A 15,052-nucleotide genomic window follows, 5' to 3' on the forward strand; every position below is an offset into this window, starting at 1 on the left:
AGCATGGTCACTCGTCCCAGAGCGGCGCGGGCAGCGGATGCCGCATGGCGGCGTCGACCACGTCGGGCTCGAGCCCGTCGAGCGAGGCCGGGCTCCACTTCGGCGACCGGTCCTTGTCGACGACCTGGGCGCGGATGCCCTCGGCCAGGTCGGGCTGCTCGAGGAACCACGACACCAGCCGGAAGTCCTGCTCGAGCACCGGGCGTAGCGCGTTCAGGGCGCGGGCGGAGCGCACGGCGTGCAGGGTCACGGCGAGCGCCGTGGGCGAGCGCTCGGCGAGGGCATCCGCCGTCTCGGCCGCCTCGGCGCGCGCGGCCCCGTCGAGCGGCACCTTCGGGAACTCCGGGGCGCCCGCGCGGGTGCGCGCCGGGCGCGTGCCGTCGGCGAGCTCGCGCAGGCGGGTCAGCACGCCGGGCACGTCGTCGGCCGCGAACGCGTCGTCGATCCAGTGGCGCTTCGCCTGGAGCGGCGACGGCTCGGGCGTCTCGTCGAAGAGCATGACGATCTCGCTGGGCGTGCCGGGGTCGGCGCGCTCCCGGAGCGCCTGCGCGAGCGCCGGCAGCGACGTTCTCGGCACGAGGTAGTCGGCGAATCCGGCGTCGATGGCCGCCGCATCCGTCATCGACTCCCCGGTGAGCGCGAGGTACTCCCCCAGCCGGCCCGGCGCCCGCCCGAGCAGCAGCGCACCGCCGACGTCGGGCGTCAGGCCGATCCGCGTCTCGGGCATGGCCAGGCGCGAGCGCTCGGTGACGACGCGGATCGACGCGTGCCCGCCGATGCCGATGCCGCCGCCCATGGCGATGCCGTCGAGCACGGCGACGACGGGCTTCGGGTACTCGGCGATCATCGCGTCGAGCCGGTACTCGTGCCAGAAGAACGCGCGCACGTCGTCGCGGCGGTCGGCGATGATGCCTGCGTACATCTCGCGGATGTCGCCGCCCGCGCAGAATCCCCGCTCGCCCGCGCCGTCGAGCAGCACGATCGAGACCTCGGTGTCGTCCCGCCAGGCGGTGAGGATCTCGGTCAGGCGCAGGAGCATGCGGTGGTTCAGCGCGTTGAGCGCCTCGGGCCGGTCGAGCGTGACATGCCCGACGCCGTCCGCGACGAGGATGCGGACGTGGTCGGCGTGCGCGGCGAGAGTCACGGATGCCACGCTAGCGCGGCCCGCACGGCGCGCGCCCAGCCACGGCCGGTAGCATCGCCCGGTGCCCGTCGCCAAGATCCTCCTCTTCTACCGGTTCGCGCCGGTCGCAGACCCCGAGGCCGTGCGCCTCTGGCAGCGCGACCTGTGCGAGTCGCTCGGCCTGCGCGGGCGCATCCTCGTCTCGGAGCACGGCATCAACGGCACCCTCGGCGGCGAGATGGGCGCGCTGAAGCGCTGGCGCCGGAAGTTCCACGACTACGAGCCGTTCCGCGACGCCGACCTCAAGTGGAGCGACGGCACCGGCCTCGACGCCGACGGGCTGAGCCTCGACTTCCCGAAGCTCAGCGTCAAGGTGCGCGACGAGGTCGTGAGCTTCGGCGCCCCCGGCGAGCTGCGCGTCGACGACGACGGCGTGGTGGGCGGCGGCACGCGCCTCGACCCCGAGCAGCTGCACGCGCTGGTCGCCGAGCGCGGCGACGAGGTCGCGTTCTTCGACGGTCGCAACGCGTTCGAGGCCGAGATCGGGCGCTTCCGCGGCGCGATCGTGCCCGACGCGACGACCACGCGCGACTTCGTCGAGCTGCTCGACTCGGGCGCCTACGACCACCTCAAGGGCCGCCCGGTCGTGACGTACTGCACGGGCGGCATCCGCTGCGAGGTGCTCTCGAGCCTCATGGCGAACCGTGGGTTCGGCGAGGTGTACCAGCTCGACGGCGGCATCGTGCGCTACGGCGAGCGCTACGGCGACGACGGGCTGTGGGACGGCTCGCTCTACGTCTTCGACGGTCGCGGCGCGGTGCGCTTCAGCGACCGCGCCGAGGTGCTGGGCCGCTGCGCCGGATGCGGCACGCCCACCGACCGGGTGGCCAACTGCACGGATGCCGCCTGCCGCACGCGCGTCGTCGCCTGCGCGTCCTGCGACCCGGTCGCCTGCCCGGAGCACGCGACGGCTCGCGCCGCCTCGGCGATTCCCGCCCGTGCGGCGCAGGAGGTCGCGCGATGATCGAGACCATGACGGGCCCCGAGGCGGTCGCGCAGCACGGCGGCCTCGTCGTGCGCGAGGGGACCGACGCCGAGCGGGCCGAGCTCGGCCGCGTGCTCGTCGCCGCGTACTCGAGCCTCGACGGGTTCGCCTCCCCCGAGGAGTCGCCCGACTACTACCGCACCCTCGCGAACGTCGGTGCGTTCGCCGAGCGCCCCGGGGTCGCTGTGCTCGTCGCGGTCGACGCCGACGGCGCCGTGCTGGGCGGCGTCGTCTCGTTCGACGACATGGCGCAGTACGGCGCGCACGCCGAGTGGCCGGGGCTCGAGCGCGCAGGGGGCATCCGCTTCCTGGGCGTCTCGCCCGACGCGCAGGGTCGCGGCATCGGCCGCATGCTGATCGAGGCCTGCGTGGTGCGCGGCCGCGCGGCCGGTCTGGAGCAGATCGTGCTCCACTCGACCGAGCCGATGCGCGTCGCCCGCGCCATGTACGAGCGGCTCGGCTTCGCCGCCTCCCCCGACCTCGACTTCACGCCGGGCACGCTGCACGTCTACGGGTACCGCCTGGCGCTCTGACGCGCCACCGGCGGGGCTCAGCCGGCCGTGACCGTGCCGACCAGCACGCCGCGCGCGATGCCGTGGAAGTACGCCTGGAACGCCAGCGCGCTCGGCGTCTGGTCGGCCTTGGTGTGCAGGCGCTCCTCGTCGAGCGCCGTGACGACGAAGACGTAGCGGTGCACGCCCGTGCCGTCGGGCGGGTTCGGGCCGGCGTAGGCGGGCTCGCGGTCCTCGTTGCACACCATGAAGGCGCCCTCGGGCAGCGCCTCGCCGCCGTACGCGCCGGCGCCGGCCGGGAGCTCGGTCGCCATGCCCAGTCCGTTCACCGCCCAGTGCCACCAGCCCGCCCCCGTCGGCGCGTCGGGGTCGAGGCAGGTCACGATGAACCCGCGGGTCTCGGGCGGGAAGCCCGACCACGCGAGCTGCGGCGACAGTTCGTCTCCGCCGCATCCGCTCGCCCGGTTGCGCAGCGGGATCTCGCCGCCGTCGGCGAAGTCGTCGCTCGTGACCTCGAACGAGGGCAGGGGCGCGAACCCCTGCAGGGCGGCGTACGGGTCGACATCGAGCATCGTGGCCTCCATCGGCGTCGAGGGTTCAGCTGCGTCCAGCCTAGGAAGTCGCCCGCTCCGGGGGAACCCGCGCGTCGCGCGACCGGTCGCGCCGGGCGTAGTCGCGGGCCGACCGGCTCGAGAGCGCGAGCAGTATGAGGATGTCGAGCGCGAGCGTCACCAGCGTGGTGTCGAGGGCGATGTCCTGCTCGCCCGTGAAGAACTCGATGGCGGAGCCGAGCACGCTGAGCGTCGCCACGACCATGACCACGATGCGCGCCCAGTTCGCGCCCCGGTACACGAACCACGCGACCCCGAGCTCGAACACCAGCACGGCGGCGCCGACGACGAGGATCATCACCAGCGCGACGGTGAACGCGGCCGGGTCGTCCACGGTGAGGTCGAGCTCGATGTCGGCGGTCAGCTCGTTCCAGATCAGTGCGATGCCGCCGAGCCAGGCGAAGCCCGCGACCACCCGCAGCACGACCAGCATCGCGCCGAGCGACGTCGTGAGCGGGCGCCGCGAGGGACCGGGACCGGGCACCGGCCGGATCAGCTCCGGCGTCGGCTCGAAGGCGGCGCGCTTCGCGGGCGCCGCCTCGTCGGCGCGCGTGGGCTCGAAGCCGCCGCGCCGCGGCTCGGCCCCGGACGGCTCGGTCGGCGAGGCCGCCATCAGACGCCGCCCGAGAGCTCGGTGACCGGCACCGAGCGGTCGATCTCGTCGGCCGGGAGCGGCTCGCCGTTGCGCAGCAGGCGACGCACGTCGACGATCGGCAGGTCGCCGTCGGTGCGGATCGTGTCGCCGCCGCCGTTGCGCGAGTGATAACCGGTCGCGAAGTCGCGGATCACGGTGACCCGCACGGCGGGGTCGGCGCCGGCCAGCGTCGCCACGATGTGGTCGCGCTCGATGTCGGTGTCGGCGTCGATCTTGTGGGTGACCTGCAGGGTGAACAGCGAGAGCCCGACGGCGCGGTCGAACGTGCCGGCCGCGAGCCAGTCCACCCGGTAGCCGCCGGGCAGCAGCCAGCCGTCGGGGCAGCGCCAGAAGCGCACGTGGTGCCGCTTCGCCGGGTTGCCCTCGACCTCCTGCTGGTACGCGAAGTCCTGCATCCGCCCGAACAGGAACAGCGGGCTCACGGGCGCCTCGTCGTAGGAGCGCCGGGTCAGCGTCGAGGCGATGATGCGCCAGGTCGAGCCGAGGGTGATGTCGTCGGCGCGGGTCCAGCGGGCGGCGGCGAGGGCCGCGTGCAGCTGGTCCTCGCTGCCGAGCACGGCGACGTTGACCGGGTCGCCGAGCAGGCCGTCGCTCGTGCGCGTGCGGCCGATGAAGTAGTCGGGCACGTAGATCGAGGTGAGGATGCGGTGCAGTCGCGGCAGCACGAGGTACGAGAGCACGACCCAGAACGCGATCGCGAGCAGCAGGCCCCACCAGCCCCACCGGAACGACTCGTCGAGCAGCAGCCACGCGAGCCAGACCGCGGCGAGGCCGGCGAAGACGAAGAAGAACCCGTCGAGCAGTGCGTTCACCGAGAAGCGCCTGGCCGACGGCGCGCGGTCGTCCGCGGAGCCGGTCATGGGCTCACCATACCGAGGCGGGCGCGGCGCACCGCGCACCGGCTCAGGTGTCGTGCTCGATCGGCGCCTCGTCCTCGCGGTGGTCGTCCTCGCCGCCCGGCGGGTACTCCGACGACTCGGGCCTGCGCCTCAGGTACAGGATGCTCGCCACCAGTCCGCCCCAGACCACGATGAGGGCGACCAGCAGGAACGCGATCGCGACGCCGCTCATGACCGTTCCCCTTCCCCGGGCGTGCCCTCAGGGGCATCCGCTGCCCGTGGCATCCGCCCGCCCGACCCCGCCGGCGGGTACTGCGGCCAGACCCGGAACCGGTCGGGGTCGAAGCCCCAGCGCACCACCGTCAGCACGATCGCGCCGAGCACGATGACCGCGATCGTGCCCCACCCGACCGCGACCAGGTACCAGCCCGGCAGGTCGCCGTAGCCGTCCACGATGAGCGACACGATGCGCTGGATGAGCATGTAGCCCAGCACGACCGGGGCGAGCACGCCGACCAGCGCGATCCAGAGCCCGCCGAGCTTGAACGTCGACACCGAGTTGAGGTGGTAGCGCAGCTCGGGTCCCTTGCGCAGCACCCAGATGACGAGCACCGTCGTCAGCACCGCGGATGCCACGATGCCGACGTTGTTCGCCCACTGGTCGGCCACGTCGAGCGCGAGCAGCCCCGTGGTCGTCGAGAAGAGCAGCACCGACAGCAGCGCCGAGACCGCGCCCACGCGCACGGCCGCCTGCCGCGGGTTCAGGCCGAACTTCTCCTGGAACCCGGCCGAGACGACCTGGAGCACCGACAGCAGCGAGGTGAACCCCGCCATCGTGAGCGAGCCGAAGAAGAGGATGCCGAAGATCGGCCCGCCCGGCATCTGCGACACGATCGCCGGGAACGTGATGAACGACAGGCCGACGCCCGTGAGGCCCTCCAGCTGGTCGACCGCGACGCCCTGCTGGAACGCGAAGAAGCCGAGCGTCGCGAAGACGCCGACGCCCGCGAGGATCTCGAACGACGAGTTCGAGAACGCGACCACGAGGCCCGGGCCGGTGAGGTTGGAGCGGCGCTTGCGGTACGACGCGTAGGTGATCATGATGCCGAACGCGATCGACAGCGAGAAGAAGATCTGGCTGTAGGCGGCGATCCACACGTTCGGGTCGCCGAGCGCCGCCCAGTTCGGCGTGAACAGCGCGTTCAGCCCGTCGGCCGCGCCGTCGAGGAACAGCGCGCGCACCACGAGGATGAGGAAGGCGACGACGAGCAGCGGCAGGAAGATGACGTTCGCGCGCTGCACGCCCTTCGCGATGCCCGATCCGAGCACCACGAGCGCGAGCAGCCACACGATCACGAGCGGGATGAGCACGGCGGGCACGAACTCCAGGCTGAAGCCGGGATCGCTGACCTGCAGGTACTCGCCGACGAAGAACCCGGCGGGGTCGTCGCCCCAGCGCAGGTCGAACGAGAAGACGAAGTAGCTGAGCGCCCACGCGATGACGGCCGTGTAGTAGAGGCCGATCACGAACGCGATCATGACCTGGAACCAGCCCAGCCCCTCGAGCCACCGCCCGCCGAGCCGGCGGAACGCGGTGGGGGCCGCGCCGCGGAAGCGGTGGCCGATCGCGTAGTCGAGGAACAGGATCGGGATGCCGGCCGTGATCAGCGCGACGAGGTACGGGATGAGGAACGCGCCGCCGCCGTTCTCGTAGGCGACCCCCGGGAACCGCCAGATGTTGCCGAGCCCGACCGCGGACCCGATGGCCGCCAGGATGAACCCGACCTGTCCGGTCCACTGCTCGCGCGGGCCGCCCGCGCCCACTCGCTGTGCCTGCGTCGCCATGCGTCCCCCTCCGGCGCCGACGGATGCCTCGCCGCCGCGGCGTCGCGAGGGCCGTCACCCGGCACGCTAGCACTGCGCGCGGCGCGCGCGCGAGGGTCGCCGCCCGGGCGGATCAGCGGTAGTAGCTGCCGAGCAGCGCGCCGTCGACCTCGCGCACGTCGATGTCGACGTCGTAGACGGCGGCGAGCACGTCGGGGCGCATCACCTCGGCGGGCGTGCCGTTCGCGACCACGCGGCCGTCGCGCAGCGCGACGATGCGGTCGGCGTGCACCGAGGCGAAGTTGATGTCGTGCATCACCACCACGACCCGCTTGCCGAGCTCGTCGGCCGCACGGCGGAGCAGGCGCATGATGTCGACCGCGTGACGGAGGTCGAGGTTGTTCAGCGGCTCGTCGAGCAGCAGGTACCTCGTGTCCTGCGCGAGCACCATCGCGATGAACGCCCGCTGCCGCTGGCCGCCCGAGAGTTCGTCGAGGAAGCGCCCGCGGAACGCCTCGAGGTCGAGGTAGGCGATCGCGCGATCGACCTGCTCGCGGTCGCCGGCGGTGAGACGCCCGCCGGAGTGCGGGAACCGGCCGAACTCGACCAGGTCCTGCACCGTCAGGCGCGCGGCGATGTGGTTGTCCTGGCGGAGCACGGCGAGCGTCTTCGCGAGCTCGCGGCTCGGCGTCCGGTCGACCTCCACGCCGTCGATGCGCACCGTCCCCGCGTCGGGCCGAAGGAGGCGCCCGACGATGCCGAACAGGGTCGACTTGCCGGCGCCGTTCGGGCCGATCAGCGCGGTCACGCCCACGTCGCCCAGCTCGAGCGACACGTCGTCGAGCACGGTCTGTCCGTTGTAGCGCTTGGTGGCGCCGTCGAGCGCGATCATCGCGCCCCCTTTCGCAGCACGAGGAACAGGAAGAAGAGGCCGCCGGCGAACTCGATGACCATCGACAGGCTGCCGCCGAAGCCGAGCAGCTGCTCGAGCACGAGCTGACCGCCGAGGAGGCACACCATGCCGATGAGCGCCGCGGCGGGCAGGGTCCAGGCGTGGCGGAACGAGCCCGCGTACGTGTACGCGAGATTCGCGACGATGAGCCCGAAGAAGAGGATCGGGCCGACCAGCGCGGTCGACGCGGCCACCATGACCGACACCAGGGCGAAGAGCACCATGACCACCCGGCGGTGACGCACGCCGAGCCCGATCGCCGCGGGCTCGCCCAGGGTCAGCACGTCGAGCGTGCCGAGGAGCGGCACCACCGCCGCACACGCGACCGCGACGAGCACCGCGCTCAGCGCGAGCAGGGTCTCGTCGGGCCGCGTGAGCGATGCGAACGCGGTGTCGGTCAGCACCTGGTACTCGAGCGGGTCGAGCATGGCCTGCATCCAGGAGGTCAGGCTGCGGAAGAAGGTGCCGAGCACGATGCCGACGAGCAGCATCAGGTGGATCGAGCGGCGCCTCCCGCCGAACAGCCAGGTGAACAGCAGCATGCTGAACCCGACCATCACGACGAGCTGCCCGGTCCAGAGCACCAGCGGGTCGGCGCGGAGGAACGCGGTCGCCCCGAAGACGAACACGAGCGCGGTGGCGATGAGGAGGTAGAGGGCGTCGAACCCCATGATCGACGGGGTGAGGATGCGGTTCTGCGTGATGGTGTGGAACAGCACGGTCGACACGCCCACCGCGACCGCCACGACGGCCATCGCGGCGACGGTGAGCCCGCGCACCTTCAGGGCGAAGGCGAGCGAGCCGGGCACGTCGGTGAAGAAGTAGAGCGCGACGAGCACGCCGACGACCGCGGCGAGCACCCCGAGGCGCACGCCCGGGTCGGCCCAGGAGAAGCGGGGTCGCCGGGTCGCGGGTCGGCCGGAGGCATCCGCCTGCCCGGCCTCGAGCTCAGTGCGCACGGCTCCCCCTCCGCAGCAGCAGCCAGAGGAACAGCCCGGCGCCCACGATGCCGACGACGACCCCGAGCGGGATCTCGTACGGGAAGCGCAGGGTGCGGGCCAGGATGTCGCAGGCGAGCACGAACACCGCGCCGAGTCCGGCCACCCACGGGATCGACCGGCGCACGTTGTCGCCGATGATGAGGCTCACGATGTTCGGCACGACGAGGCCGAGGAACGGGATCATGCCCGCGGTCACGAGCACCGCCGCGGTGATCACCGCGATGACGACCATGCCGATCGCGACCACCCGCCGGTAGTCGAGCCCGAGGTTCACGGCGAACTCCTCGCCGAGCCCGATGACGCTGAACCGGTCGGCCGCGACCCACGCGACGACGACCATGACCGCGGCGATCCAGACGTACTCGTACCGCCCCTGCATGATCGTCGCGAAGCTGCCGAGCGACCACTGCGAGAGCGACTGCAGCAGGTCGAGGCGGTAGGCGACGAACGCGGTGACCGCGCCCACGATGCCGCCGAGCATGATGCCCACGAGCGGCACCAGCACGAGCTGCCGCACGGGGACCTGCCGGATGACCCGGAGGAACACCCAGGTGCCGACGAGCCCGAAGATCGCGGCGACGCCCATCTTCCCGAACACGGGCATGCCCGGCCAGAGCACCAGCGACACGAGCATGCCGAGCGTGGCGAACTCCGTCACGCCGGTCGTGCCCGGCTCGACGAACCGGTTGCGCACCAGCATCTGCATGATGAGGCCCGCGATCGCGAGCGAGGCGCCCACGAGCACGGCGCTCACGGTGCGCGGCACCCGGCTGAGGAGCAGGAGGGATGCCGCGTCGCCGTCGGGCCCGCCCTCGAGGAGCGCCGCGGGCGACACCTCGGAGACGCCGATGAACAGGCTCGCGACGGCGAGCACGGGAAGGGCGACGCCGATGAGCACCCCCGCCCACGTCCGCCGGGGGCGGATGCGGGCGGGGGTGCTCGTCGCGGGTGCGAGTGCGGTCACGGCGCGGTCGGCGTCAGTTCAGCCCGGTCACTCGGCGATCGCGAGCACGTCGTCGATCATGAGCTGCGTCGTGTCGATGCCGCCGAAGACGATGTACCAGGCCACCGGGTCGAGGTAGACGATCCGGTCGTCCGCGTACGCGGTGGTCTGCTGCACGATCTCGTTGTCCAGCACCTCGGCGGCCGGCTGCGCGTCCTCGGCGCCGGTCGCGGCGTCGCGGTCCACGACCCAGAGGACGTCGGGGTCGTGCTCGAGCAGGAACTCGAACGAGACCGGCTCGCCGTGGGTGGCCGCGGTGATGTCGTCGACCACGGGGGCGACGCCGAACACGTCGTAGATGAGGCCGCCGCGGGCCTCGCGGGCGCCCTCGCCCGCCGCCGGCGCGAGTGCGCGGAGCTCGCCGCCGGTCACCATGACGCCGAGGCCGCTGCCGGCCTCGGCGGTGACGGCCTGCGCCTGGGCGATGCCGGCCTCGAGCTCCACGATGGCCGCGGCCGCCTCGTCCTCGGCGCCGAGCACCTCGCCGAGGAAGGTCGTGTTGCGCTCGAGGGTCTCGAGGAACCCGCCGGTGAGGCTGAGGTCGACGGTCGGGGCGATCTCGTTGAGGTCCTCCCACAGGCCGGCCGAGCGGCCGCCGATCACGATCAGGTCGGGCTGGTGCGACTCGATCTCGATGAGGTCGGCCTCGAACAGGGTGCCCGCGTTGAACGCGTCGTCGGACAGGTAGCCCTCGAGGTAGCCGGGAACGTTCTCGAGCGGTGCGCCGGCGACGTCGCCGCCGAGCGCGCCGATGGTGTCGAGGCTCGCGATGTCGAACACGACGATGGTCTCCGGGTCGACGGGCACCTCGACGGTGGTCGCCTCGTACTCCGGGTCCTCGTCCTCACCGGCGATGTTGCGGTCCCAGGAGAAGGACACGGTCGCGTCGGTGGTCTCCTCCGCCGCATCCGTGCCCGCATCGCCCGCGGTGGCGCAGCCGACGAGTGCGACGGCGGCGGCGAGGGCGATCGGGGCCGCGAGCAGCGGGCGAGTCGGCTTCAAGGTCATGTGTGTGATCTCCTGGTGTGGACAGCACGACGCGAGCGCCGCGGGCATGCCGAAGCGATGCCGACGACGCCGACGATTCGTGGGGTGCAGGCCCGCCGCAGGGGGGCGTGGCCTCGGTCGAATGTAGGTTAGCCTAACCTTATGCAGTCGTCCACGCCGAGCTCCCCGATCGTTCTCGACGGCCCCGTCACGGCCTTCCGCCGCGAGCGCCGACCGCTCGAACTGCGCTTCCGCCGCGCCCGCCTCGCCGAGCGCGTGCAGGTGTCGCCCGGGTACGTGCGCGTGCGCCTCGCCGGCCACGACCTGCGCGGCTTCGAGTCGCTCGGCCCCGACGACCACATCCGCGTGTTCTTCCCGGCCGACGGGGTGGAGCCCGAGTCGATCGAGTCGTACCGCGAGTCGCCGAGCCGGGAGTACACGCCGCTCGCCTGGGACCGCGACGCCGGCACGCTCGACCTGGAGTTCGTGCTGCACGGCGACCACGGCGTCGCGGGACGGTGGGCGGCGGATGCCCCTATCGGCGCCCCCGTCGCCGTCGGCGGCCCGCGCGGGTCGGCCGTGTTCGACGGCGCCCCCGAGTCGTGGTTCCTCGCCGGCGACGAGACGGCAGTGCCCGCGATCCGGCGCTTCCTCGCACTCGCCGGTGCGAACGCCCGTGGCCGCGTGCTGGTCGAGGTGCCCGACGCCGCGCACGAGCTCGACCTCGACGTGCCCGACGGCGTGCGCCTCGACTGGGTGCACCGTGGAGCGGACCCGGCCGCCCGGACCGCCGCCCTCATCGAGGCGCTCGACGTGCTGGGCCCGGACCACCGCCCCGCGGGCGACCTCTTCGCGTTCGTGGCGGCCGAGCAGTCGGTCGTGAAGCCCGCGCGCGCACTCGTGCACGACCGCTGGGGCGTCGGACCCGAGCAGTCCACGGTGAAGGGCTACTGGAAGGGCGGCGACGCCGCCTACCACGCGCCGCACTGAGTCGCTGTGCCGCCTTCCGCCTGGCCCTCGCTAGTCTGAGTGCGACGGAGGGGGTGCCTGATGCCGACAGGCGTGCCGATCGAGATCGACGGGCTGTCCAAGCACTTCGGCGGCGTCACCGCCGTCGAGAACCTGAGCTTCACCGTGCAGCCGGGCCGGGTCACCGGGTTCCTCGGCCCGAACGGGGCCGGCAAGACCACCACGCTGCGCGTGCTGCTCGGGCTGGTGCGGCCCTCGCAGGGCACGGCCACCTTCGGAGGGAAGCGCTACCGCGAGCTCGAGCGGCCGCTCGAGACAGTCGGCGCGGCACTCGAGGCGGCGAGCTTCCACCCGGGACGCACCGCCCGCAACCACCTGGCCATCTCCGCCGCGACCGCCGGGGTCCCACGGGCTCGCGTCGCCGAGGTGCTCGACCTGGTCGGCATGACCCCGTACGCCGACCGACGCGTCGGCGGCTTCTCCATGGGCATGCGCCAGCGCCTGGGCCTCGCCAACACGCTGCTCGGCGACCCGGGCGTGCTCGTGCTCGACGAGCCGATCAACGGGCTCGACCCCGAGGGCATCCGCTGGATCCGCGGGTTCCTGCAACGGCTCGCCGGCGAGGGGCGCACCGTGCTCGTGAGCTCGCACCTGCTGAGCGAGGTGCAGCAGAGCGTCGACCGCGTGGTCATCATCGCCAAGGGCCGGCTCGTGCACGAGGGCACGCTGGCCGAGCTCGAGACCGACTCGCTGCCGCGCGTGGTCGTGGACTCGCCCGACCGCACCGCGCTCGCGGCCGCGCTCGAAGCCGAGGGGCTCGTGTTCACCACGGGCCGCCAGGGCCTGATCGTCGACGCGCCCGACCCCGCGCACATCGGCCACCTCGCCTTCGTCGCCGGCATCGAGCTGCACGCGCTGTCCCGCCAGAAGTCGGCGCTCGAGGACTCGTTCCTGAACCTCGTCGGCGAGCGCGGGGTCTCCGCCGAGGACGACGGCGCGGATGCCGCCGAAGCGACGGATGCCGCTGCGACGACGGACGAACCGGGCACGACCGGGCCCGCCGACGACGACGCTGCGGAGCATCCGTCACCGCCCGACCAACCCGACCCGGCCGACGGGAAGGGGGCCGAGTGATGCGCCTCTTCCCCGCGATCGGCGCAGAGTTCGCCAAGATCTTCACCACCCGCATGTGGTGGGTGCTCGCGCTCATCCTGGTCGTCTACATCGGGCTGCTCGCCGGCGGACTGGCGGCGTTCTTCGGCTGGACAATCGCCAACCCCGAGGTGAGCGGCGCTGGCGGCGCGACGGCGATCCCGCCGGAGTCCGACCTGGCGGGCCTCATGTACAGCTTCGCCACCTCGGTCGGCTACGTGTTCCCCGTGCTGCTCGGCGCGCTCGCGGTCACCAGCGAGTTCCGGCACCAGACGCTCACGCCGACCTTCCTCGCCAACCCGCACCGTGCGGTCGTGCTCTGGGCGAAGTTCTCGGCGCTGTTCGTGGTCGGCGGCGTCGTGTTCGGCGTCCTCGGGTGGGTCTCCTCGGTCGGCCCGGCGGCCGGGGCGCTCGCCCTGTGGGACCTCGACCCCGTGCTCGACGACCCGGACACCTGGGCGATGGTCGGTCGCGGCATCCTCGCGATGGCGCTCTGGGCCGCGGTCGGCGTGGGCCTCGGCGCGCTCGTGCCGAACCAGGTCGCCGCGATCGTGATCGTGATCGCGTTCACCCAGTTCGTCGAGCCGGTGCTCAGGCTCGTCGCCACGCTCAACGACGTGACCGCCGAGATCGGCAAGTACCTGCCCGGGGCGGCGAGCGACGCGCTCGTCGGCGCGTCGTTCTACCAGATCGCCGCGATGGGGTCGGGTGAGATCCTGGAGTGGTGGCAGGGCGGGCTCGTGCTGGCCGCCATCGCCGTCGTGACGACGCTGATCGGCTACTTCACGAGCTGGCGGCGCGACGTCACCTGACGCCGAGCCCAGCCCGGATCAGCTCGGGGCGGCGGCCTCGCGCGCCGCGCGCTTGTCGGCGATCGTCGTGCGGCTATGTGTAGCGTAGAAGCCCTGCTATGTGCAGCGTAGAAGTGCTGCTATACGTAGCGTAGAAGCCCTGCTGGATGTATGTTTCTGTCATGGACTATCGGCGCAGGATCGTCGACCGCGAACTCGACGAGCTCTTCCCCGACCTGCCGGCGATCGCACTCGACGGCGCCAAGGGGGTGGGCAAGACCGAGACCGCCCTCCGGCGAGCGGAAGCCAGTGTCAGGCTCGATGTCGGCGCGGCGCAGCAGACCGTGCTCGCAGATCCGGAGAGCATCCTGACGCGTCCCCGCCCGCTGCTCATCGACGAGTGGGAGCGCGTGCCGGCCGTCTGGGACGTCGTGCGACGGGCGGTGGACGCCGACGGACGCGGCGGACAGTTCCTGCTGACCGGCAGCGCGACGCCGGCGCTCGGCGCGACGGCCCACTCCGGGGCGGGCCGCATCGCTCGCATGCGCATGCGACCGATGACCCTCAGCGAACGGGGGGTCGAGGAGCCCACGGTGGGGCTCGCGCAACTCCTCTCGGGCGGTCGCGCACCGCTCGCCGGCAACACCGGAGTCCGCCTGGTGGACTACGTGCGCGAGCTCACCGCGTCCGGGCTCCCCGGTATCCGCCGGATGGGCGAGCGCGCTCGCGAGTTCCAGCTCGACAGCTACCTGCGGAACGTCGTCGACCGCGACATCCCCGAGCAGGGGGTCGCGGTGCGCAAGCCCGATCTGATGCTCGACTGGTTGCGCGCGTACGCCGCCGCCAGCTCCACGACCGCCGGGTACTCCCAGATCCTCGACGCGTCGACTCCGGGCATCTCGGACAAGCCGGCGCGGACCACTACGACGGCCTATCGGGATGCACTGATGCAGCTCTGGCTGCTGGATCCCGTGCCGGCGTGGGGACCGGCCGGCAACCCGTTCACGCGGCTGCAGCAGACGCCGAAGCACCAACTCGCCGACCCGGCGCTCGCCGTCCGCCTCCTCGGCCTCTCAGCTGACGCGCTCCTCGACGGCGAGGGCGAGCCGCTCGGACCCCAGCAGGGGACGATGTTGGGGCACCTGTTCGAGTCACTCGCGACCTTGTGCGTGCGTGTCGCCGCCGAAGCCGCAGGCGCCAGGGTCGGTCACCTGCGCACACGCAACGGCGACCACGAGATCGATCTCGTCGTCGTCCGACGAGACGGTCGATTCGTCGCCATCGAGGTCAAGCTCTCGGGCACGGTCGACGACCGCGACGTCCGCCACCTTCGGTGGATCAGGGAACGCCTCGGCGACGACGTACTCGATGCCATCGTCGTCACCACCGGGCCGGACGCATTCCGGCGACCGGACGGCATCGGGGTCGTACCGCTCGCCCTGCTCGCCCCGTGACGTTCGGTCGGCATCGTCGACGCCGCCGTAGCCGAGCCCCAGGACGTCGATACGGTCGTGCGCCGCATCGAACGCGTCGTCAAGGTGCACGGCTACGATCGAATCGGACTGCTGCCGCAGCGGGGCATCCAGCA

Annotated in this window: 16 protein-coding genes; 6 read left to right on the forward strand and 10 right to left on the reverse strand. The window is 72.4% G+C overall.

Annotated elements, in window-relative coordinates; genetic code table 11:
- Positions 1–7 precede the first annotated feature (7 nt).
- Entirely contained in the window at positions 8–1,144 is a 1,137-nt protein-coding gene (locus QMG39_RS06585) for an enoyl-CoA hydratase/isomerase family protein (protein WP_281883280.1), read from the reverse strand.
- 61 nt (positions 1,145–1,205) lie between these two features.
- Here QMG39_RS06585 and trhO point away from each other — a divergent pair, with 61 nt between their 5' ends.
- Both trhO and QMG39_RS06595 read left to right on the forward strand, forming a co-directional pair.
- Entirely contained in the window at positions 1,206–2,147 is a 942-nt protein-coding gene (gene trhO, locus QMG39_RS06590; RefSeq protein ID WP_281883282.1) for an oxygen-dependent tRNA uridine(34) hydroxylase TrhO, read from the forward strand.
- Positions 2,144–2,701, forward strand: coding sequence for a GNAT family N-acetyltransferase (locus tag QMG39_RS06595; RefSeq protein WP_281883284.1), 558 nt, complete (start codon positions 2,144–2,146; stop codon positions 2,699–2,701). Before trhO ends, QMG39_RS06595 begins: the two co-directional genes overlap by 4 nt.
- Positions 2,702–2,718: 17 nt before the next feature.
- On the opposite strand, the gene QMG39_RS06600 is transcribed toward QMG39_RS06595, so the two are convergent.
- The 9 genes from QMG39_RS06600 to QMG39_RS06640 form a co-directional block, all read right to left on the reverse strand.
- Positions 2,719–3,264, reverse strand: a complete 546-nt coding sequence (locus QMG39_RS06600) for a YbhB/YbcL family Raf kinase inhibitor-like protein (protein ID WP_281883286.1) — start codon at positions 3,262–3,264, stop codon at positions 2,719–2,721.
- A gap of 28 nt (positions 3,265–3,292) precedes the next feature.
- The gene (locus tag QMG39_RS06605; RefSeq protein ID WP_281883288.1) at positions 3,293–3,904 is read right to left on the reverse strand and encodes a hypothetical protein; all 612 of its coding nucleotides are present in this window, start codon (positions 3,902–3,904) and stop codon (positions 3,293–3,295) included.
- Positions 3,904–4,806, reverse strand: a complete 903-nt coding sequence (locus tag QMG39_RS06610) for an LssY C-terminal domain-containing protein (RefSeq protein WP_309298776.1) — start codon at positions 4,804–4,806, stop codon at positions 3,904–3,906. The genes QMG39_RS06605 and QMG39_RS06610 overlap by 1 nt, the downstream gene beginning before the upstream one ends.
- A gap of 43 nt (positions 4,807–4,849) precedes the next feature.
- Complete coding sequence (locus QMG39_RS06615; RefSeq protein WP_281883290.1) at positions 4,850–5,017, reverse strand: methionine/alanine import family NSS transporter small subunit; 168 nt, start codon at positions 5,015–5,017, stop codon at positions 4,850–4,852.
- Positions 5,014–6,630, reverse strand: a complete 1,617-nt coding sequence (locus tag QMG39_RS06620) for a sodium-dependent transporter (protein WP_281883292.1) — start codon at positions 6,628–6,630, stop codon at positions 5,014–5,016. The genes QMG39_RS06615 and QMG39_RS06620 overlap by 4 nt, the downstream gene beginning before the upstream one ends.
- Before the next feature lie 112 nt (positions 6,631–6,742).
- Positions 6,743–7,501 (reverse strand): iron ABC transporter ATP-binding protein, encoded by a 759-nt coding sequence (locus QMG39_RS06625; RefSeq protein WP_281883294.1) that lies wholly within the window; start codon positions 7,499–7,501, stop codon positions 6,743–6,745.
- Positions 7,498–8,520 carry an iron chelate uptake ABC transporter family permease subunit gene (locus tag QMG39_RS06630; RefSeq protein WP_281883297.1) on the reverse strand — a complete coding sequence of 341 codons (1,023 nt, stop codon included), beginning with the start codon at positions 8,518–8,520 and terminating at the stop codon, positions 7,498–7,500. Before QMG39_RS06630 ends, QMG39_RS06625 begins: the two co-directional genes overlap by 4 nt.
- Entirely contained in the window at positions 8,510–9,526 is a 1,017-nt protein-coding gene (locus QMG39_RS06635; RefSeq protein ID WP_281883299.1) for an ABC transporter permease, read from the reverse strand. Before QMG39_RS06635 ends, QMG39_RS06630 begins: the two co-directional genes overlap by 11 nt.
- 27 nt (positions 9,527–9,553) lie before the next feature.
- Entirely contained in the window at positions 9,554–10,573 is a 1,020-nt protein-coding gene (locus QMG39_RS06640; protein WP_281883301.1) for a siderophore ABC transporter substrate-binding protein, read from the reverse strand.
- A gap of 141 nt (positions 10,574–10,714) precedes the next feature.
- Here QMG39_RS06640 and QMG39_RS06645 point away from each other — a divergent pair, with 141 nt between their 5' ends.
- The 4 genes from QMG39_RS06645 to QMG39_RS06660 all read left to right on the forward strand — a co-directional run bounded on the left by QMG39_RS06645 (position 10,715) and on the right by QMG39_RS06660 (position 14,918).
- Complete coding sequence (locus QMG39_RS06645; RefSeq protein ID WP_281883303.1) at positions 10,715–11,542, forward strand: siderophore-interacting protein; 828 nt, start codon at positions 10,715–10,717, stop codon at positions 11,540–11,542.
- Positions 11,543–11,602: 60 nt separating this feature from the next.
- A complete protein-coding gene (locus QMG39_RS06650; protein ID WP_281883305.1) occupies positions 11,603–12,655 on the forward strand; it encodes an ABC transporter ATP-binding protein in 1,053 nt (350 codons plus the stop codon).
- Positions 12,655–13,485 carry an ABC transporter permease gene (locus QMG39_RS06655; RefSeq protein WP_281883307.1) on the forward strand — a complete coding sequence of 277 codons (831 nt, stop codon included), beginning with the start codon at positions 12,655–12,657 and terminating at the stop codon, positions 13,483–13,485. Before QMG39_RS06650 ends, QMG39_RS06655 begins: the two co-directional genes overlap by 1 nt.
- Before the next feature lie 161 nt (positions 13,486–13,646).
- On the forward strand, positions 13,647–14,918 hold the full coding sequence (locus QMG39_RS06660; protein ID WP_281883309.1) for an ATP-binding protein: 1,272 nt from the start codon (positions 13,647–13,649) through the stop codon (positions 14,916–14,918).
- Positions 14,919–15,052 lie beyond the last annotated feature (134 nt).

The organism is Agromyces rhizosphaerae (assembly GCF_027925245.1).
Taxonomy (GTDB): domain Bacteria; phylum Actinomycetota; class Actinomycetes; order Actinomycetales; family Microbacteriaceae; genus Agromyces; species Agromyces rhizosphaerae.

Coding starts and splice junctions, on each gene's coding strand:
- QMG39_RS06625 (WP_281883294.1), bottom strand. CDS start 7,501: ATGATCGCGCTCGACGGCGCCACCAAGCGCTACAACGGACAGACCGTG.
- QMG39_RS06600 (WP_281883286.1), bottom strand. CDS start 3,264: ATGGAGGCCACGATGCTCGATGTCGACCCGTACGCCGCCCTGCAGGGG.
- QMG39_RS06660 (WP_281883309.1), top strand. CDS start 13,647: ATGGACTATCGGCGCAGGATCGTCGACCGCGAACTCGACGAGCTCTTC.
- QMG39_RS06655 (WP_281883307.1), top strand. CDS start 12,655: ATGCGCCTCTTCCCCGCGATCGGCGCAGAGTTCGCCAAGATCTTCACC.
- QMG39_RS06605 (WP_281883288.1), bottom strand. CDS start 3,904: ATGGCGGCCTCGCCGACCGAGCCGTCCGGGGCCGAGCCGCGGCGCGGC.
- QMG39_RS06595 (WP_281883284.1), top strand. CDS start 2,144: ATGATCGAGACCATGACGGGCCCCGAGGCGGTCGCGCAGCACGGCGGC.
- QMG39_RS06610 (WP_309298776.1), bottom strand. CDS start 4,806: ATGACCGGCTCCGCGGACGACCGCGCGCCGTCGGCCAGGCGCTTCTCG.
- QMG39_RS06615 (WP_281883290.1), bottom strand. CDS start 5,017: ATGAGCGGCGTCGCGATCGCGTTCCTGCTGGTCGCCCTCATCGTGGTC.
- QMG39_RS06650 (WP_281883305.1), top strand. CDS start 11,603: ATGCCGACAGGCGTGCCGATCGAGATCGACGGGCTGTCCAAGCACTTC.
- QMG39_RS06645 (WP_281883303.1), top strand. CDS start 10,715: ATGCAGTCGTCCACGCCGAGCTCCCCGATCGTTCTCGACGGCCCCGTC.
- QMG39_RS06640 (WP_281883301.1), bottom strand. CDS start 10,573: ATGACCTTGAAGCCGACTCGCCCGCTGCTCGCGGCCCCGATCGCCCTC.
- QMG39_RS06620 (WP_281883292.1), bottom strand. CDS start 6,630: ATGGCGACGCAGGCACAGCGAGTGGGCGCGGGCGGCCCGCGCGAGCAG.